At 63.7% G+C, this 18,722-nt stretch carries 19 protein-coding genes; 12 read left to right on the plus strand and 7 right to left on the minus strand.

Annotated elements, in window-relative coordinates:
• The first annotated feature begins 228 nt into the window (after nucleotides 1-228).
• Nucleotides 229-1,077, plus strand: a complete 849-nt coding sequence (gene nadC / locus KVO92_RS14865; RefSeq protein WP_217476330.1) for a carboxylating nicotinate-nucleotide diphosphorylase — start codon at nucleotides 229-231, stop codon at nucleotides 1,075-1,077.
• A gap of 39 nt (nucleotides 1,078-1,116) precedes the next feature.
• On the opposite strand, the gene KVO92_RS14870 is transcribed toward nadC, so the two are convergent.
• Complete coding sequence (locus KVO92_RS14870; protein ID WP_217476331.1) at nucleotides 1,117-1,548, minus strand: YhcB family protein; 432 nt, start codon at nucleotides 1,546-1,548, stop codon at nucleotides 1,117-1,119.
• Between the two features lie 257 nt (nucleotides 1,549-1,805).
• Between KVO92_RS14870 and KVO92_RS14875 the strand changes: the two genes are divergently transcribed.
• From KVO92_RS14875 to zapE, 3 genes are all read left to right on the plus strand, one after another.
• The gene (locus tag KVO92_RS14875) at nucleotides 1,806-2,435 is read left to right on the plus strand and encodes an alpha/beta hydrolase (protein WP_217476332.1); all 630 of its coding nucleotides are present in this window, start codon (nucleotides 1,806-1,808) and stop codon (nucleotides 2,433-2,435) included.
• A 92-nt stretch (nucleotides 2,436-2,527) separates the two neighbouring features.
• Nucleotides 2,528-3,886: a tryptophan--tRNA ligase gene (locus KVO92_RS14880; protein ID WP_217476333.1), complete on the plus strand. Its 1,359-nt coding sequence runs from the start codon at nucleotides 2,528-2,530 to the stop codon at nucleotides 3,884-3,886.
• Between the two features lie 150 nt (nucleotides 3,887-4,036).
• Entirely contained in the window at nucleotides 4,037-5,131 is a 1,095-nt protein-coding gene (gene zapE / locus KVO92_RS14885; protein WP_217476334.1) for a cell division protein ZapE, read from the plus strand.
• Between the two features lie 114 nt (nucleotides 5,132-5,245).
• On the opposite strand, the gene KVO92_RS14890 is transcribed toward zapE, so the two are convergent.
• On the minus strand, nucleotides 5,246-6,238 hold the full coding sequence (locus tag KVO92_RS14890) for a GlxA family transcriptional regulator (protein ID WP_217476335.1): 993 nt from the start codon (nucleotides 6,236-6,238) through the stop codon (nucleotides 5,246-5,248).
• 171 nt (nucleotides 6,239-6,409) lie between these two features.
• Here KVO92_RS14890 and nfi point away from each other — a divergent pair, with 171 nt between their 5' ends.
• The 6 genes from nfi to KVO92_RS14920 all read left to right on the plus strand — a co-directional run bounded on the left by nfi (nucleotide 6,410) and on the right by KVO92_RS14920 (nucleotide 11,952).
• A complete protein-coding gene (gene nfi / locus KVO92_RS14895; protein WP_217476336.1) occupies nucleotides 6,410-7,138 on the plus strand; it encodes a deoxyribonuclease V in 729 nt (242 codons plus the stop codon).
• A gap of 70 nt (nucleotides 7,139-7,208) precedes the next feature.
• Complete coding sequence (ampD, locus tag KVO92_RS14900; RefSeq protein ID WP_217476337.1) at nucleotides 7,209-7,760, plus strand: 1,6-anhydro-N-acetylmuramyl-L-alanine amidase AmpD; 552 nt, start codon at nucleotides 7,209-7,211, stop codon at nucleotides 7,758-7,760.
• A 26-nt stretch (nucleotides 7,761-7,786) separates the two neighbouring features.
• Nucleotides 7,787-8,620 (plus strand): regulatory signaling modulator protein AmpE, encoded by an 834-nt coding sequence (gene ampE, locus KVO92_RS14905; RefSeq protein WP_217476338.1) that lies wholly within the window; start codon nucleotides 7,787-7,789, stop codon nucleotides 8,618-8,620.
• A 250-nt stretch (nucleotides 8,621-8,870) separates the two neighbouring features.
• A complete protein-coding gene (locus KVO92_RS14910; protein WP_217476339.1) occupies nucleotides 8,871-10,901 on the plus strand; it encodes a methyl-accepting chemotaxis protein in 2,031 nt (676 codons plus the stop codon).
• 167 nt (nucleotides 10,902-11,068) lie between these two features.
• Nucleotides 11,069-11,587: a DUF5872 domain-containing protein gene (locus tag KVO92_RS14915; protein ID WP_217476340.1), complete on the plus strand. Its 519-nt coding sequence runs from the start codon at nucleotides 11,069-11,071 to the stop codon at nucleotides 11,585-11,587.
• A complete protein-coding gene (locus KVO92_RS14920; protein ID WP_217476341.1) occupies nucleotides 11,584-11,952 on the plus strand; it encodes a DUF3140 domain-containing protein in 369 nt (122 codons plus the stop codon). Before KVO92_RS14915 ends, KVO92_RS14920 begins: the two co-directional genes overlap by 4 nt.
• 51 nt (nucleotides 11,953-12,003) lie before the next feature.
• Here the strand turns inward: KVO92_RS14920 and KVO92_RS14925 are convergent, their stop codons facing one another.
• The 3 genes from KVO92_RS14925 to ada are packed head-to-tail and all read right to left on the minus strand — an operon-like array spanning nucleotide 12,004 to nucleotide 14,160.
• Nucleotides 12,004-12,783 (minus strand): TatD family hydrolase, encoded by a 780-nt coding sequence (locus KVO92_RS14925; protein ID WP_217476342.1) that lies wholly within the window; start codon nucleotides 12,781-12,783, stop codon nucleotides 12,004-12,006.
• Between the two features lie 44 nt (nucleotides 12,784-12,827).
• Nucleotides 12,828-13,073 (minus strand): hypothetical protein, encoded by a 246-nt coding sequence (locus KVO92_RS14930; RefSeq protein ID WP_217476343.1) that lies wholly within the window; start codon nucleotides 13,071-13,073, stop codon nucleotides 12,828-12,830.
• A 49-nt stretch (nucleotides 13,074-13,122) separates the two neighbouring features.
• On the minus strand, nucleotides 13,123-14,160 hold the full coding sequence (gene ada / locus KVO92_RS14935; protein WP_217476344.1) for a bifunctional DNA-binding transcriptional regulator/O6-methylguanine-DNA methyltransferase Ada: 1,038 nt from the start codon (nucleotides 14,158-14,160) through the stop codon (nucleotides 13,123-13,125).
• Nucleotides 14,161-14,317: 157 nt separating this feature from the next.
• Here ada and KVO92_RS14940 point away from each other — a divergent pair, with 157 nt between their 5' ends.
• Both KVO92_RS14940 and bfr read left to right on the plus strand, forming a co-directional pair.
• On the plus strand, nucleotides 14,318-15,208 hold the full coding sequence (locus KVO92_RS14940) for a PA4780 family RIO1-like protein kinase (RefSeq protein WP_217476345.1): 891 nt from the start codon (nucleotides 14,318-14,320) through the stop codon (nucleotides 15,206-15,208).
• Nucleotides 15,209-15,500: 292 nt separating this feature from the next.
• Nucleotides 15,501-15,968, plus strand: coding sequence for a bacterioferritin (gene bfr, locus KVO92_RS14945; RefSeq protein ID WP_217476346.1), 468 nt, complete (start codon nucleotides 15,501-15,503; stop codon nucleotides 15,966-15,968).
• Nucleotides 15,969-16,018: 50 nt separating this feature from the next.
• Here bfr and KVO92_RS14950 read toward each other — a convergent pair whose 3' ends face one another.
• Both KVO92_RS14950 and cueR read right to left on the minus strand, forming a co-directional pair.
• Nucleotides 16,019-17,941 carry a methyl-accepting chemotaxis protein gene (locus tag KVO92_RS14950; protein WP_217476347.1) on the minus strand — a complete coding sequence of 641 codons (1,923 nt, stop codon included), beginning with the start codon at nucleotides 17,939-17,941 and terminating at the stop codon, nucleotides 16,019-16,021.
• A gap of 332 nt (nucleotides 17,942-18,273) precedes the next feature.
• Complete coding sequence (gene cueR, locus KVO92_RS14955) at nucleotides 18,274-18,678, minus strand: Cu(I)-responsive transcriptional regulator (RefSeq protein WP_217476348.1); 405 nt, start codon at nucleotides 18,676-18,678, stop codon at nucleotides 18,274-18,276.
• Between the last annotated feature and the right edge of the window lie 44 nt (nucleotides 18,679-18,722).

Consider the following 18,722-nt stretch of genomic DNA (forward strand, 5'->3'; position numbering starts at 1 on the left):
CCATTTCGGTGACGTCAATTTCTAGCGGCATTATATGCATCTTATTCGTTAGCCTAGCGCGGTTTTGTTTTGGATATGACACGGCTCACAGATACTTGGACGTATTTCCTACAGACGGTCAGCCGTCCTCCGCGCCGCGGGCGAAACGCCCCTTGGCAAAGGCCTGGCAGGCTGCTCGTCAGCCAGGCTACGCCTTATACTCTCCACCGATTTCAAAGGGAGCTCGCCTTGACCAACATCACGCTAGCGGACCTGTCCGCCGAAATTGAGACCAACGTACGCAAAGCGCTCAGCGAGGACGTTGGGGCCGGTGACATCACCGCGCAGCTGATCCCCGCCGAGCGGCTTGGGCATGCGGCGGTCATCACCCGTGAGCCGGCCGTGATCAGTGGCACGGCATGGGTCGATGCAGTCTTCCGGCAGCTCGATCCGCGTGTTGCCGTGCATTGGCAGGTCGTCGACGGCGAGCGGGTAACGGCAGACCGTGTCCTGTTTCATCTCGAGGGGCCTGCTCGGGCGCTGCTCAGCGGCGAGCGTACCGCGCTGAATTTTCTGCAGACGCTCTCGGGAGTGGCCACGCGCTGTCGGCATTACGCCGATCTGGTAGAGGGGACGGGCGTGCGATTGCTCGACACCCGCAAGACCCTGCCCGGATTGCGACTGGCGCAGAAGTACGCCGTTACCTGCGGCGGCTGCCATAACCATCGAATCGGTCTCTACGATGCCTTCCTGATCAAGGAGAACCACATTGCAGCCAGCGGCGGAATTGCCGAAGCGGTTGCAGCGGCTCACCGGATTGCGCCCGGCAAGCCGGTGGAAGTGGAGGTCGAGAACCTTGACGAGCTGGAGCAGGCGCTACAGGCGGGTGCCGATGTGGTGATGCTCGACGAGTTGAGTCTCGTCGACATGCGAGCGGCGGTCGCCATGACGGCGGGGCGGGCGAAGCTGGAAGCGTCGGGCGGGATCGATGACGAGTCGCTCAGGGCGATTGCCGAGACCGGCGTGGATTACATTTCGATCGGCGCCCTGACCAAGCATGTTCGGGCGATCGATCTGTCGATGCGTTTACGGCAGTGACGCTCTGGTGGGGGCGGCGCCAAGGCGCCGCCGCTTCGCTCAATGCTTGCTTTTCAGGCCGAAGTTTTCATGCAGCGTGCCGGGTACGTCGGCATCTTTGGGCGCGTAGTCCTTCGGCGGCTCGGTGAACGCCGGTGAGTTGAGGCGTTCCCGGTGGCTGTGGCTTTCCTCGCTGTGCAGCGCGGCGAGTAGCCGCTGGCGGGTCTGCTCGTCGAGGGCGAGTTTGTCGGCCCCTTCGGACAGGTGATCCTGCATGTCCTGATAGCTGTTGGTCAGTTTGCGCAACAGGCTGGCGGTCGTATTGAAGTGGGTGACCACTTCGCTCTGGTAGGTGTCGAAGCGCTCCTGCAGCTCGTCCACCTGACGCTGCGTGCTGGTCGGTGCGCTGTTTCGCGCGATCAGATAGCCGATAGCGATGCCGGCAATCACACCGACGATGGGGAGCAACCAGGTCGCGAGGGTCTGTTCCACGAGTACTTCCTCTAAATGAACGGCTTGCAATGCAGGCCGTGAAAAAACATGGGGGGAGATCAGGCGGAGTGGCTTTCAGGCCAGAACGCGTCTGATGTCCGGGTACTGCACCGCCCCTGGGCAGTGGTTTTCCCACGGCCTGATACGTTAACGTCTCGTACCTGCCCTGTATACCTGTATACCGCGACGCACAGCGAGCGGCCTCAGGTGGCGTGTAAGCAAGACGAGTCGACGAGCCCCAAGGTCACGGAGTTACTTTGTTGAAACGTGAAAATCCCATTTCCATCGAGGGTCCTGCCGGCGTGCTGGAAGGCCTGCATTTCGATCAGCCCGATGCGCGCGGCTTGGCATTGATCTGTCACCCCAACCCGGTCAAAGGCGGGACCATGCTCAACAAGGTGGTCTCCACCCTGCAGCGCACGGCGCGGGACGCGGGGTATGCCACGCTTCGCTTCAACTTCCGCGGCGTCGGTGGCAGTGCCGGAGACCACGACATGAACATGGGTGAAGTCGACGATGCGGAGGCCGCGTTGCGCTGGCTTCGCGACCGGCACCCCGGGCTGCCGCTGACGCTGCTCGGATTTTCCTTCGGTGGTTTCGTTGCGGCGGCGCTGGCCGGCCGGCTCGAGGCGCGTGGCGAGTCGCTGGAGCGACTCTTCATGATCGCGCCGGCCGTTTCGCGGTTGGATGGCCTGCCGTTGGCGGAGCGATGCGCGTTGACCATCGTTCAGCCCGATGATGACGAAGTGATCGACCCGGCCACGGTACATGCGTTCTCCGACGCGCTCGGCCGTCCCCATGAGCTGCTGAAAGTGGCAGAATGCGGCCACTTTTTCCACGGCAAGCTGGTGGACCTCAAAGAACTGGTGGCGCCACGGCTGGCCTAGCCGGCCGACGATTGCACGACCTGCCGCCCGCGCCGGCGGTGCGGTGGTTCGCGGCTCGCTGGTCCCTGCGCTGATTGAATCGAGATGACCGTATGAAAACCCGAATCCTTACCGGTATCACCACCACCGGCACGCCCCATCTGGGCAACTATGCCGGGGCGATCCGGCCGGCAATCCTGGCCAGCCGGGCAGTCGATGCCGACTCCTTCTACTTCCTCGCCGACTACCATGCGCTGATCAAGTGTGACGATCCGTTGCGCATCCAGCAGTCACGCTTGGAAATCGCCGCCACCTGGCTGGCCTGCGGTCTGGATGCCGAGCGCGTGACCTTCTATCGCCAGTCCGACATCCCGGAAATTCCCGAGCTGACCTGGTTGCTGACCTGCGTTGCCGGCAAGGGCCTGCTCAACCGCGCCCATGCCTACAAAGCGTCGGTGGACAAGAACCTCGAGTTGGGCGAGGACCCGGATGCCGGTGTCACCATGGGCCTGTTCAGCTATCCGGTACTGATGGCGGCAGACATTCTGATGTTCAACGCCCACAAGGTCCCGGTCGGCCGTGACCAGATCCAGCACGTGGAAATGGCGCGTGACATCGGTCAGCGCTTCAACCACCTGTTCGGCAATGGCAAGGAACTGTTCACCTTGCCGTCGGCGGTGATCGAGGAAGGCGTGGCGACGCTGCCGGGGCTCGACGGGCGCAAGATGTCCAAGAGCTACGACAACACCATCCCGCTGTTCGCCACGCCGAAGGCGCTGAAAAGCACCATTGCCCGCATCGTCACCGACTCGAAGTTGCCGGGCGAGCCGAAAGATCCGGACGACTCCCATCTGTTCACCCTGTACCAGGCGTTCGCTACGCCAGCGCAGCTCGCCGAGTTCCGTGCCGAGCTGATCGACGGGCTGGCCTGGGGAGAGGCCAAGCAGCGCCTGTTCCAGTTGCTCGACAACGAGCTGGGCGAAGCGCGCGAGCGATATCACGCGTTGATACAGCGCCCCGGCGAGCTGGAGGACATCCTTCAGACGGGAGCTGCCAAGGCACGCCAGGTAGCCACGCCTTTCCTCGGCGAACTGCGCGAAGCGGTCGGGTTGCGGAATTTCCGCAGCGAAGTGACCAGCGCCGCACCGAGCAAGAAGAAAGGCGGCAAGGCGGCCCGTTTCGCCAGCTTCCGCGAGCAGGATGGCAGCTTCCGTTTTCGCTTTTTCGCGGCCGATGGCGAGGAACTGTTGCTGTCACGCCCGTTCAGCGATCCCAAGGCCATTGGCGGGATCACCCAGCGTCTGATCAGCCAGGGCGTGGATGACTTGGAACTCCGTGCCGACGAAGCTGATCAATTCACGTTGTGGCTGGACGGACAGTGCATCGCCGACAGCCCCGGTTACGCCGATGAAGAGGCGCTGGAGGCGGCCATGCTGCGCCTGCGCCAGGCACTGGCGACGCTCTGCGTGTAGCTGCGCGGCGTTCGCCGCTGCCTTCGGCGGCGAACCGCAGTCGATCCCTGCCATCACTCGAGGCTCAAGCGCTTGAACGACCTGCGTAAATTGCCATCCACCGAGGGCGCGGCTAAAGTGTCGGCCCCGTTTCACTACCCAGACCCCGCCATGACCCCTCTTGAGCGCTATCAAGAAGACCTGAAACGTCCCGATTTCTTTCACGATGCCGCGCAGGAAAATGCCGTGCGTCATCTGCAGCGCCTGTATGACGATCTGGTCGCCGACGATCGGCATAAGGCCGGGCTGCTCGGCAAGCTGTTCGGCAAGAAGCAACAGGCGCCGGTCAAGGGCCTGTATTTCTGGGGCGGTGTCGGCCGCGGCAAGACCTATCTGGTCGATACCTTCTTCGATGCCCTGCCGTTCGAGCAGAAAACCCGCACGCACTTCCACCGCTTCATGAAGCGTGTGCATGAGGAAATGCGTACCCTAAAGGGCGAGAAGAACCCATTGACCATCATCGGCAAACGGTTTGCCGACGAGTCGCGAGTGATCTGTTTCGACGAGTTCTTCGTGTCGGATATCACTGACGCGATGATCTTGGCGACGCTGCTCGAGGAGCTGTTCAAGAACGGTGTGAGCTTGGTGGCCACGTCCAACATCGTCCCGGACGGCCTGTACAAGGATGGCTTGCAGCGTGCTCGCTTCCTGCCGGCCATCGAGCTGCTGAAGAAGCACACCGAGATCGTCAACGTCGACAGCGGGATCGATTACCGCCTGCGCGCGCTGGAGCAGGCCGAGCTCTACCATTTCCCGCTGGATGCCGAGGCCGAGCAGAGCCTGGAAAAGAGTTTCCGCAGCCTGTTGCCCGAGCAATGCCGGGTGCAGGAGAACGAAGCGCTGATGATCGAGAACCGTGAAATCGTCGCGCGCAAGACTGCGGGCGGTGTCGGCTGGTTCGAATTCCGCGAACTGTGCGACGGCCCGCGTAGCCAGAACGATTACATCGAACTGGGCAAGATCTTCGATGCAGTGCTGGTGGCCAACATCGAACGGATGGACGTCTCCAAGGACGACATGGCGCGTCGGTTCATCAACATGGTCGACGAGTTTTACGACCGCAATGTCAAACTGATCCTGTCGGCGGAAGTCGAGCTCAAGGATCTGTATGCCGGTGGACGCCTGGAGTTCGAATTCCAGCGCACCCTGAGTCGCCTGCTGGAGATGCAGTCCCACGAGTACCTGGCCCGTCCGCACAAGCCGTAAGACGCAGCGGGAAGCCTGAAACCGGACGTTCGCAGAACCCCGTGCCGGCGCCCGGTAGCCCGAGCAGAGGTGGATGTGAAAGGCGACATCCACCCTACGTACACTTACCGCTTTTTAACTGCTCTTCAAGCGATACTGCTGCCGGTACTGATTCGGCGATAGCTCCGTATGTTGGCGGAACAGGCGCGCAAAGAAGCTCGCATCGTCATAGCCGACCTCATAGCTGATGGTCTTGATGCTCTTGCGGGTGGTGGAGAGCAGCGTTTTCGCCGTCTCGATACGCAGTCGTTGCAGATAGTGCAGGGGCTTGTCGCCGGTCGCCGTCTGAAAGCGTCGCATGAAGTTGCGAATGCTCATGCCGTGGTCACGAGCCACGTCCTCGAAGCGGAATTTCTCCGCGAAATGCTCTTCAAGCCATTCCTGAATCTGCAGTACCCGCGTGTCCAGATGGAGCTTCTGGCCGCCGAAGCCGATACGTCCCGGGCTGTAGTTGCGCTGCACTTCGAAGAGAATGTCACGCGCCATGCCTTGCGCGACGTGCGCCCCGCAGAAGCGTTCGACCAGGTGCATGTAAAGATCGCAGGCCGAGGTGGTGCCGCCGGCGCAATACAGGTTGTCGCTGTCGGTCAGGTGTTTTTCCTGAACGAACAGTACTCGGGGGAAACGCTCGGCGAACTCTCGCGCGAAACGCCAATGCGTGGTGGCCTCGCGCTCGTCGAGCAAGCCCGCCGCCGCCATCCAGAACGCGCCCGAAGCCTCGCCGCAGATGGCGCTGCCCGCTGCATGTCGCGCGCGTAGCCAGGGTGCGACCTGTGGATACTGCTGGCAAAGCACATCGAAGTCCGCCCAGAAGGCTGGCAGGATGACCGCATCGGCGTCTCCCAGCGCGCCGTCCACCTCGATACGCGGGCCGCTGAAGGTATTGACGGGGTGCCCGTCGGGGCTCACCAACAGGGTTTCGAACGCCGGTGTCAGGTCCTGCCCTTGCTGCTTGCCGTACCGCAGGCTGGCCATGTGAAAGAAATCCTTGGCATGTAGCAGAGTGGATGCGAACACTCCATCGGTTGCCAGAATGCTGATACGTCGCAAGGGTCGGGCGCTGAGCATGCTTTGTCTTCTGCCGATTCCGTTTGTTCTTGTAAGGGCAAAGCAGGGTAAAACTGCCGTGGGTCGGCGGGAGCGTCTTATTTTTTTGCTTGACTGTCCAGTCAAACGTCAGGCTTTCGCTGAGGAACCGCTCGGGGCACGCCCCGTCTGATGAGGACAGAGAGGTTTTTTATGACTGCACACACACCGCAACGCCGAGCCGACGCCTTCAGCGGTTGGGATGGTAGCCCCGCCAATGCCCGCGCGTTGCAGAAACAGCTGGCCGGTCAGGTGGTGCTACAAGACGACTATGGTCCGTTACGCGTGATCGCCGGTGTCGACGTCGGTTTTGAAGAGGCGGGCAAGATTACCCGGGCCGCGGTGGTCTTGCTCGATGCCGATACCCTTGAGCTGATGGCGCAGACCGTGGCGCGGGTGCCGACCTCTATGCCCTATATCCCCGGCTTGCTCTCCTTTCGCGAGCTGCCGGCGGTCCTGCAGGCGCTCGACGCGCTGGGGCAGACGCCGGATCTGATCTTTTCCGACGGGCATGGGATCGCGCACCCGCGCGGCCTCGGAATCGCCGCGCATCTGGGCGTGATCACCGGCCTGCCGACCATCGGTGTGGCGAAGAAGATCCTGACCGGCCAGCACGAAGCCCTGGGCGAGCAGCGTGGCGATCAGGTCGAGCTGGTGGACAAGGCCGGCCAGGTGATCGGTACCGTACTGCGTAGCAAGGACAAGGTGCGGCCGCTGATCATTTCACCGGGCAATCGGGTCAGCCTGGAAACCGCGCCGCAACTGGTGATGCGCTTCGTCACCCGCTATCGCCTGCCGGAACCGACACGGCTGGCCGATCGCCTGGCCTCGCGCCGTGACGAAAAACGCGCGAGCGGCCAGCGGACCATGGCGCTGGAGTAGCGTCCGACTTGCGGCCGGCGGTCGCCGGCGCTAGCCTGCAAACCCCGCAGGTTACCCAGGGTTCGCTCCGATGCAGCTGGATCACGCGACAGGTTGGTGCCGAGGCATTCGCCATTACCCTTCGCCCAACTACAACCAGCGACCGGACGGTGAAATTTCGCTGCTGATCATCCACAACATCAGCCTGCCGCCTGGCTGCTTCGGCACCGGCAAGGTCCACGAATTCTTCCAGAACGGCCTGGCCTGCGATGAGCACCCCTTCTTCGAGCAGATCGCGACGCTGCAGGTGTCGGCGCATTTCCTCATCGAGCGCGATGGGGTGATCACGCAGTTCGTGTCCTGCCTGGATCGCGCCTGGCACGCGGGTGTGTCGCGGTTCGGCGAACGGGAAGGCTGCAACGATTTTTCCATTGGTATCGAGCTGGAAGGAACCGACGACATTCCGTTCAGCGACGCCCAATACGATAGCCTCATTCACCTGTGTCACTTGCTCCAGCGGGCGTATCCGGCGATCACCCCGGAACGTGTCTGCGGGCACAGCGATATCGCGCCGGGGCGCAAGACCGACCCGGGACCGGCGTTCGACTGGCAGCGTTTGCGCACCGCCGCGATTGTCGTCTGAGGCGCCCTGACAGGAACGATTCCGCCATGATTTTTCTCGCAGTACTGCTGGTCCTGTTGATCGACAAACTCACCGACTGGCGCCGTGACGTGCAGCAGGATGGGCCCTGGCTGCACTGGTTGCAGCGCGTCGACAAGCGTTCCGGTACCCCCATGCCCTGGTTGGGGCTGGCGTTGGCGGTACTGCTGCCGGTGCTGCTGCTCGGTCTGTTGCTGCTCGCGCTCAAACCGCTGGCCTATGGCTGGCTCAGTTTGCCGCTGCATGTGTTGGTGCTGCTGTACAGCCTGGGGCGCGGTCAGGGCAAGCGCGACTTCGGCGCATTCCGAGATGCCTGGCGTCGGGGCGACGACGAGGCGGCCGCGCTGGTCGCCGAGCGCGACCTGAACCTAAATGCCTCCGACGCGCCGAGCCTGCTGCGCGCGGTCGAGGCGCAGCTGCTCTGGCGCAGTTATCAGGGGTTCTTCGCCGTGATTTTCTGGTACGTGTTGCTGGGGCCCGTGGCCGCGCTGGCTTACCGCTTGCTGGCGCTGACCCTTGACCATGCCAGGGATGCGGCCATGCGCGAGCAGGCCGGGCAGCTACGGCATGCCTTCGACTGGCTACCGGTGCGGGTGCTGCTGGCCAGTTTCGGACTGGTCGGCAACTTCGTCGCGGTCAACCGTGCGCTGCTCAATGACCTGCTGCATTGGGACATCCCCGCTTCGCGCCTGCTGGCTGACGTTGGCCCGGTCGCCGCTGATCTGCGCGAGCCTTTCGAGGGCGAGGCGGGAATCGCTCGGCTCGACAGTCTGGCCGCTCTGCTGGTGCGTACCCGCATGCTCTGGTATGCCGCCATCGCCCTCTGGATCCTGCTTCGCTAGGCGGTTGCGCCGATTCTCGAAGATCCGTCAGCCCCGCCTCGTCTACGAGGCGACCAGACGTCGGATAAGCCCAATGGATAGGTCGCGATCGGCGGGATTTCTGCTAGTTGTGAGGCCATCATCCTGCCATTACCTTAAGTTACATTAGTGGCGACCGATATCCCGTATAAGTTTTCTTGCGTCACGCTCCGACGAGCCGCAGCCACGATGAATGCTGCCGGCCACACAACAAGAAATAGGGGGACGTCTTTTGAAAAGCCTGTTATATCCCGCCATTGCATTGATGAATCGGCTGAGCTTTGGCATGAAGTTCAGCCTGATCAGCGTGCTTTTTCTCGTCCCCATGCTGCTGACCAACTTCTATCTGGTGCGTGATTCGTATCGTGAGTTCGTCGGTACGCGCACTGAGCTGCAGAGCCTAGAATTACTCGGCACGGCGCTGCAGTTGCGCCGCGATATGCAGGATTGGAAGGATCTGGTCGAGATCGAGGGCATCATCGGCCAGACCGGTAAAGTGCAGGCGTTGGTGTCTCGGTTGTCCACGGTCGAATCCGCGTTGTCGACGCAGATGCAGCGCCTGGCTCCGGTGAGCGAAGATCCCGAGCAGGTGGCTGAATTCACCAGCCGCCGAGACGAACTCGACGCGGCGCTGCGTGAGGCTCAGGCGCAACAGTCGTTGCAGGCCAAGGCCGCCATGGCCCGCGCCCTGCTGGGCAAGGTGCAGGTGATGATCAAGCTGATCACCAGCCAGTCGGGCCTGAGTCAGGACAGTCAGCGGGACGTGCGCATGCTCGCCGAACTGTTGACCTCGGCCACGCCCACCATTACCGCCGCGCTCGGTGAAGGACGGGCCGTTGGCTCCTATACCTTCGGCCAGGGCTACCTGAACTCCGATGCCAGCAACAAGCTGGACAATCTGCTGCTCGAGCTGGAAAAGCAGCAGGCGCAGTACGGGGCGCAACTGCACGACGTGCTGGGCAGCAGCGCCGCTGCCCAGCGCCAGCTGCAGACCTATACCGAGGCCAGTCATGCCTCCTTGCAGCGCAGCAGCGATGTTTTCCAGGACCAGGTGATCATGGCCGAAGCGCTGGATACTCCCTGGGACCAGTTCTACGACCTGATCAGCGCTGAAATGGCGAAGACCTACGCGCTCAACGACGCGGTTCTCGGCTTTCTCGATGAGCAACTGGCACTGCGGCTGGAGCAGAAACGCTTGCTCATGACCCTGCTGCTGGCCGCGCTGGCGCTGGTGTTCCTGCTGGTCGTCTACCTTTACAGCGCGTTCTACATGTCCACGCGTGCCTCGCTGCGTAGCCTCGGCGCCACCATGGACCGTGTGGCCGCGGGCGACATGACGGCGCGCTTCAAGGTTCAGAGCCGTGATGAGCTGGGTGAGCTGGGGCAGGTCTTTAACGAGACCGTGGCGAAGATCCGCGAGCTGATCGAGCGTGTCGGCCAGACGGTCGGTGAGGTGGAGCGCCAGGCGTCGCGTGTCGAAACGGTCTCCGGCGAGAGCAACCAGACGGTCTCCGAACAGCGTGGGCAGATCGAGCAGGTCGCCACGGCCATGAACGAGATGTCGGCAACCGCTCAGGAAGTGGCCACTAGTGCCGAGGCGGCGGTCGGCAGCGCCCAGAGTGTCAACGACGAAACGGTGAGCGGGCGTGGCCTGGTGGAGGCGCAGGTCGCCGGCATCGGGCGCTTGGCGGCCGAGATCGAGCAGTCGGTCGAGGTGATCAACCAGCTGGCCAGCGACAGCAAGGCCATCAGCCAGGTGCTGGATGTAATCAAGGGTGTGGCCGAGCAGACCAATCTGTTGGCGCTCAACGCGGCGATCGAGGCGGCGCGTGCTGGCGAGCAAGGGCGCGGTTTCGCGGTGGTCGCCGATGAGGTGCGCAGCCTGGCCAGACGTACCCAGCAGTCGACCGAGGAGATCGAGCAGATGATTGGTCGGCTGCAGGGCGGCGTCGGCGCAGCGGTCAAGACCATGCATGCAAGCCATTCGATGGCCGAGGATACGGTCAGCCAGTCGGCGCAGGTGCAGCAGGCGCTCGAGAACATCCTCGGCGCGGTCGGCGTCATCGTCGATCAGAACCAGCAGATCGCCGCGGCTGCCGAGGAGCAGACGGCCGTTGCCCACGACATCGATCGCAACATCGTCGCCATCAACGAAGCCGGGCAGCGCACCGCCGAGGGTGCCGGGCACACCGAGCAGGCCAGCCGAGAACTCAGCGAATTGGTCGGCCGCCTGCAACAGTTGATCGGTGCGTTCAGGGTCTGATCAGCGCTCGGAGCCTGGCGCGTCTTAGACTCGCTCGTCATTCCTTGCGGCACGCGCGCTCGCGGAACTGAATCGGGCCACGCCCGAACCGATCGTCGCGGCGGGCGAACTCGAAAGCGCCTGGTCGAGTCGGCTATAGCAACACCGGCTTCGACAGGGCAAATCCGATGTCCGCTACCGCAAAGAAGACCGACCCCAAGCTCTGGGAGCGGGTCAAGCAGGACGTCACCCGAGGCGACAAGGGCGGCGAGCCCGGTCAGTGGTCGGCGCGCAAGGCGCAGTACGCCGTGCAGGAGTACAAGAAACGCGGCGGTGGCTACGAGGGCGGGAAGGCTGCCGACAACCAGCTGCGCGAGTGGACTCGGGAGGACTGGGGCACGCAATCCGGCAAGCCTTCGGGCGAGACCGGCGAGCGCTACCTGCCCAAGCACGCCCGGGAGGCGTTGAGCGACGAGGAGTACGCTCGCACCACGCGCAAGAAGCGCGCGGACGCGCGACGCGGTCAACAGCATTCGAAACAACCCGTCGACGTCGCCGACAAGACCCGTCGTGCGCGCGAGCCGGCCCTCAGCGGCCTGACCAAACCGGCGCTCATGCGTCGCGCGGCCCAGCATGATATTCGCGGCCGTTCGACGATGAAGAAGGCCGAGCTGATCGCCGCACTCGAACGAGCAGGGGAACCATGAGCGGCTTCGACGAAGACGAGCGCCGCAGCATTCGCGACGACTTCAGCACTGCGGTGAACATGACGCCTGCAGCGCTGCGTCGCTGGCTTGACAGCGACGAGAGCCGCAGCGTCGGCATGACGGCCAGTGGCGACAAGGTCACCACACCGGGCGATGGCGAGGCGGTCGGGCACCACATGGGTGAACGCATCCTCCAACTCAAGGGCACCCGACACGCCGATCTCGACGAAGAGGACTACCGAGCCATGCGCAAGGTCGTCGGCTATGTCCACCGGCACCTGGCGCAACGACCGCAGGGCGATGTCACCGAGACCCGCTGGCGTCAGTCACTCATGAACTGGGGTCACGACCCGCTTCGGCGCTGACCGCGGCGCCACGAGGCCGGCCCGCGAGCTGTCTGCCTGCACCTACGAGCCCTACGACCAGCCGAACAGCTCGCAACTGTTGTGATAGCTGGCCTCGGCCAGCTCTTCCGGGCTGATGCCGCGCAGCTCGGCCAGTTCGCGGCAGATATCCGGGAGAAACTCCGGGCTGTTGCGTTCGCCGGCGTGGCTGTGCGGGGTGATGTCGGGAGCATCGGTTTCCAGCACGATGCTTTCGAGCGGCAACTGCTTGAGCACGCGATGCATGCGGTGCGCCTGTGGCCAGGTGCCGGCGCCGCCGAGGCCGAGCTTGTAGCCGAGCCTGATGTACTCGCGGGCTTCCTCCCAGCTGCCGCTGAAGGCATGGGCGATGCCGGCGCGCTTGAGCCTGTGCCGCTTGAGCGTGGCGATCATCTGGGCATGGGCGCGGCGCACGTGCAGCAGCACCGGCAGCTCGAATTCGCTGGCCAATGCCAGCTGCGCCTCGAGCAAGGACTGCTGGCGCTCCTTGGCCGGGTCTTCGATGTAGTAGTCCAGGCCGATTTCGCCGATGGCACAGAGCTTGGCCTCGCCGCGCAGGCGCTGCAGCCAATCACGCAGCGCGTCGATGTGTTCCGCCCGGTGATCCTGTAGAAACACCGGGTGCAGGCCTAGCGCCACATGGACGCAAGGTTCTTCCTGGGCCAGCTGCCAGACCCGGGCCCAGTTGGCCTGATGCACCCCCAACACCAGGATGCGTTCGACTCCGGCCCTCTGGCTACGCGCCAATACCTCGCTGCGATCGGTATCGAACGGGTCGAAGTCGAGGTGGGTATGGGTGTCGATCAGGCGCACGGCAGCCTTCTCCTGTTCGGGGCCGGAATCATTGACGAGGGCACTCAGCGGTTGGCTTCCTCCTCGATCTGGATATCGCTGACACCCAGCTCGGCCATGCGGCTGTGTTCGCTGGGACGTACCGGGATTTCCCAGGGCGCATCGGTCGCAGCGCGAGGCTCGCGGACATGATGCAGCAGAATCTCCAGTTCGGCTTGTTCCAGATCCGGCTCTTCGAAGGAGCTGAGCGTCAGCGAGGCCGGATTACCATTGATCAGGTAGTGGATGCGGTAGCGTTTCAGTTCGGTCATGGCGGCTCTCGACTCCGGGTATGTGGAATATCGGACCGCCGAATTTCTGTCAGGCTCCCGAATCCTTGCGCTCCGATTCGAGCAGGGCCGCTTTGCGTTCGATGCCCCAGCGATAGCCGGTAAGTGACTGGTTGGCGCCAACGACACGGTGGCAGGGCACCAGCAGGCCGACGGGATTGCTCGCGCAGGCCCGCGCGACGGCGCGCGCATGACTGCCGAGGTGCTCGGCCAGTTCGCCATAACGTCGGGTCTGGCCCGGCGGAATCGCCTGGAGCGCTTGCCAGACGCGCTGCTGAAACGCACTGCCGCGCAGGTCAAGCGGCAACCGTGCCGCCCGCGACGGCTCCTCCAGCTGGGCCAGGATCGATTGCAGCCACTCGCCCAGGCCGTGCTGGTCGCGTGACAGCTCGGCAGCGGCGAAGCGCGATTGCAGTTCGTCGAGTAGCGTTTGTTCGTCGTCACCGAACAGCAGTGCACAGATCCCGCGCTCGCTGGCGGCGATCAACAGCAGCCCGAGCGGGCACGGGCTGATGGCATAGCGCAGGGATTCGCCCGCGCCCCGGCGTCGACGCTGCGCCGGGCTCAATGCGGCCACGTCCAGGTAGGCGCCGCGGGTACTGCCGTAGCCTGCCTCCAACGCGGCGTCCAATACCGAGTCGGCGGCCGGTAGCTGGGTCTCCAGGCGTTCGCGACGGCGTGCTGCGGCCCAGGCGCGCGGCGTGAGTCCGGTGCGCTGTTTGAATGCGCGGGCCAGGTGTGACGAGGACAAGCCGATGCGTGCAGCCAGCTGATCGAGCGTCAACGGCTCTGCGCTTTCGTCGAGCAAGCGGCAGGCGGCGACGATCAGGGCGTCAAGCTGCTCGGCCGGGCTCTGCCCCTGCGGTGAGCAGCGCCTGCAGGGCCGGTAGCCGGCGGCCTCGGCCTGTGCGGCATCGCTGAAGAAGCTGACGCGGTCGCGCCGTGGACGACGTGCCGGGCAGCTCGGGCGGCAGAAGATGCGGGTCGAGTGGACAGCGAATACGAAGCGATTGTCGTACGCCTCGTCACGGTCGCAGAGGGCCTGCCAGCAGTGGTCGAAATCGAGCATGTCGGTGCTCCCTGAGGGGTTGATTTCGATTGTCCGTCCAGCCCGTGCTGGATGCCAATCCACAACGCGCTTTTAAACTGCGGGCAAGCATGGAAGGGCGTAGACGATTGCCGTAACCTGCAGGTCTGCCTAGCCAAGAAGGGTCTGTAAACCGCTGATGAAAACGCCAAAACGACTCGAGCCGTTGGTCGAGGATGGCCTGATCGACGAAGTGCTGCGCCCGCTGATGAGTGGCAAGGAAGCAGCGGTTTATGTGGTGCGCTGCGGCGACGAGCTGCGCTGCGCGAAGGTGTACAAGGAGGCCAACAACCGCAGCTTCCGGCAGGCGGTCAAGTATCAGGAAGGGCGCAAGGTGCGCAGCAGCCGGGACGCCCGCGCCATGGCCAAGGGCTCCAAGCACGGGCGCAAGGAGAAGGAAGAGAACTGGCAGAACGCCGAAGTCGCGGCACTCTACCGCCTGGCCCAGGCCGGCGTTCGGGTACCCAAGCCGTACGACTTTCTCGATGGCGTGCTGCTGATGGAAATGATCAGCGGCGAGGATGGCGATGCCGCGCCGCGGCTCAACGATGTGGACCTGCACCCGGACGACGCGCGCGAGTTCCACGCCTTCATGATCGGCGAAGTGGCCAAGATGCTTTGCGCCGGACTGGTTCATGGCGACCTGTCCGAATTCAACGTGCTGCTCGATGAGCACGGACCGGTGATCATCGATCTGCCGCAGGCGGTGGACGCCGCGGGCAACAACCACGCCTTCGAAATGCTCGAGCGTGATGTCGGCAACATGGCCGCGTACTTCGGCCAGTTCGCCCCTGAGCTCAAATACACGCGCTACGCCAAGGAAATGTGGGCGCTGTACGAGGAGGGCAAGCTGACACCGGAAACCGAGCTGACCGGCGAATTCGCCGAGCCGGAGGATGCGGCTGACCTCGACGCGGTCATGCGCGAGATCCGCGCGACGCTGGCCGAACAGGCGCGCAAGGAAGCGCTGCGCAACGCCACCGACGAACCGAGCGACGAGCCGCCCACGCCACCGTGGATGCGCCACTGACCCTGGGTGGCGTCTGCCGTCTTGTCTGGTTTGGCGGTTCAAGCTGCCCGCCACGCCGCTGCCGTTCGTGCCCGTGAATGATTGGCTGACGCCCGGTGGGCGCGAGTAGCCGCTTCGCCTGAGCGCAGGCGCGTGCAGCCGCGCCGCGGCAGGTCGACACAACCTCGCCAGCGCGCGAACGGTCGGCCTATGCTCAGATGGCTATGCAGGCGGCAAAAGCAACAGCCGCCATCTGGCTCCGGTGGGCGTATCATGGCGGGGCGTTTACAGGTCAGTGCAGGAGAGCGTTGCAATGCAAGGTCAGCCACAGGTCATCGAATACCTCAAAGAACTGCTGCGTGGGGAGCTGGCGGCACGCGACCAGTATTTCCTGCACTCGCGGATGTACGCCGACTGGGGGTTCACCAAACTCTACGAGCGAATCAACCACGAAATGCAGGAAGAAACCGAGCACGCCGATGCGCTGCTCAAACGTATCCTGTTCCTCGAAGGCACGCCGGACATGACCCCGGAGCCCATTCACCCTGGGCACAGCGTGCCGGACATGCTGCGCAGCGATCTGGCACTCGAATACAAGGTGCGCGAAGCCCTGGCCAAGGGCATCGAGCTGGCCGAGCAGCACGGCGATTATCCGACCCGCGATATCCTCGAGCTGCAGCTGATGGATACCGAAGAAGACCATGCCTACTGGCTGGAACAGCAACTCGGGCTGATCGACCGGATTGGCCTGCAGAACTATCTGCAGTCGCAGGCAAGCTGATGCACAGGAGGCCAGGCGCAATGCCTGGCCTCCTTGTTTCCCGGCCCCGGTCAGATGCGGAAGCGGCTGACCATCGTCTGCAGGTGGCTACCCAGACGTGCCAGCTCGACGCTGGACGCCGCGGTTTCTTCACTGGCCGCAGCGGTCTGTTCCGAGACATCACGCACGTTCACCACGCTCCGGCTGATCTCTTCGGCCACCGCGCTCTGCTCTTCGGCGGCTGTGGCGATCTGCTGATTCATGGCCTGGATGTTGGACACCGTGCGGGTGATGCGCGCCAGGGAGGCGCCGGCCCGCCGCGTCAACGCCACGCTGCTTTCGGTTAGGTTGCGGCTGTTCTGCATGATCGCCGATACCTGCTGCGTGCCGTCCTGAAGCGCAGTGACCAGTTGCTCGATTTCCTCGGTGGACTTTTGCGTACGCTGGGCCAGGCCGCGCACCTCATCGGCTACCACCGCAAATCCACGGCCGGCTTCGCCCGCACGGGCGGCCTCGATTGCGGCGTTCAGCGCCAGCAGGTTGGTCTGTTCGGCTACGGCACGGATCACGTTCATGACGCTGCCGATCTTGTCGCTGTCGCTTTGCAGGGCCGTCATCGCCTCGGAGGAGCGGACCACCTCACCGGCCATGCGCTCGATTTGCTCGATCACCTCGGCCACGACGTGATCGCCGGCATGCGCTTCTTGATCCGCCTCGGTGGCGGCCTGAGCGGCTTGTTCGGCGTTGCGTGCCACTTCCTGCACCGTGGCCGACATCTCGTGCATCGCCGTCGCGACCTGGTCGGTTTCCTCTTTCTGGCTGTTGACCCCGGCACTGGTCTGCGTGGTCACCGCCGAAAGCTCCTCGGCGGCGCTGCTGATCTGGCTGACACCGTCACGAATGCCACCGATCAGCTCACGCAGTGTGGTGCCCATCTGCTGGATGCCCGTTTGCAACGTGCCCAGCTCGTCGCGGCGGGTGATCTGCGCGGTCGCGGTCAGGTCGCCTGCGGCGATGCGCTCCACGTCCTTGAGGGTGCTGCGCAGGGGCAGGATGATCTGGCGGGTGATCAGCCACGCCGCGAGGATGCCGAGTAGCAGCGCCAGGGCTGTGCTGATGAGCATCCCGCTGCGCGCTTCACTGCTCTCGACGTCGAGCCGATCCAGCTGGAACTGGTACAGCGCATCGCTGATGCGGACGATTTCCTTCTGCTGGTCGGTCATTTCCTGGCGCGCCTTGGCGATCGCGAGGGTTGCCGCTTCCAGGGTCTCGATGGCCGCACGGTATTCAGCGAGCACGCTGCGAATCGGATCGACCGCATCGAGGCTGTTCTGCTCGATCAGGCCGCGGTGTTGGTCGAGCGCGACCAAGGCGCTGTCGAGCTGGCTGTAGACGGCGCCGGCATTCTGCGCGTTGGGGGATGCCAGGTAGATGCGCAGCAGGTATTGCGCCTGCTTGATTTCCTCGCGGACCCGGGTGATGGCCACCAGCTGCTCGAAGCGCTGTTCGTCCTGCTCGGTGCGCTGCATGACTCGGGCGTTGATGGCCGTCGTGAGCGTATCCAGACGAGCCGCCGCCGCGTCGATGGCGCGGTGGGATTCGTTGGTACGCGCATAGCCTTGGCGCATGTCGTTGAGCGAGTGCTGGTACTGCTCGTTGTAGCCGGCCTGTTCCTTGAGCATCGCCACATTGGCCGGGTTCTTGAAGGAGCCGAGCAACTTCGTCTGCTGGGCGAGGTAGATGCTGAGATTCTTGTCCAGGCGGTCGGTGGATTCGGCATCGCCACTGGCGAGCATGAACTGCAGCCGCGCGATGCGCAGGTTCGTCAGGGTGTTGTTCAATTGCGAGATCTGGGTCATCCAGCTGCTGCGCTGGATCACGCTACCCAGGCTGGCCCAGCCACTCCAGGCCAGGATCAGCGTCAGTGCCAGTACGGCGCCAAAGCCCAACGTCAGCTTACGGCTGACGCCGATGTTTCCAAACCATCTGTTCATTCAGTTACCAATAGCCATGAAGTTCAAAAGTGTTGGCGGCGAGATCGCCGGCAACGAAGCGCTGCGCTGCTGTCGGCGGACAGCGCGAAGACTTGAGGTGTGTCGTAAAGATGGCGCCATAAATAAGGCGTCAAGGTGAGCGGTCTGCGACGCTGGGGCGTGGTCTGCAGTCACATGCGCGCGGTAGCGGCTCGCGCAATAACGACGAACGGCAGGGACGGGAAGCGCCTTACGGAAAGCTGAACGGCTGGCGCGTTAGCGTCGTATACATGTCACGGAGATTCAGCAGGTTGCTGCCAAGGCGAGGCCAGACTGAGCGCCGCCGTTGCACATCACTGGCGGCGGCTGCACCCGGATTCCAGATCCTTGAGGATCGGGCAGTCGGGTCGGTCGTCGCCCTGGCAGTGGTCGACCAGCTCCTGCAGGGTATCTCGCAGGCCGACCAGTTCGGCGATCTTCTGGTTCAGCGCTTCGACATGCGCGCCGGCCAGCGCCTTCACATCGGCGCTGGCACGGTGGCGATCCTGCCAGAGGGTGAGCAGCTTGCTCACTTCGTCCAACGAGAAGCCCATATCCCGGGAGCGTTTGATGAACGCCAGACGGTGCAGATCCTGCTCCCCGTAGTGGCGGTAGCCGTTGGCGCTGCGGCCGGCTGGCGAGATCAGGTCGATGGACTCGTAATAGCGAATCATCTTCGCCGAGAGGCCGGTTTTCTTCGCTGCTTGACCGATGTTCATAGGCGCTCCGGGCATGTCGGAATCAGATGGCACTGGACTGGACT

Source organism: Stutzerimonas stutzeri (assembly GCF_019090095.1).
Classification (GTDB): Bacteria; Pseudomonadota; Gammaproteobacteria; order Pseudomonadales; family Pseudomonadaceae; genus Stutzerimonas; species Stutzerimonas stutzeri_AN.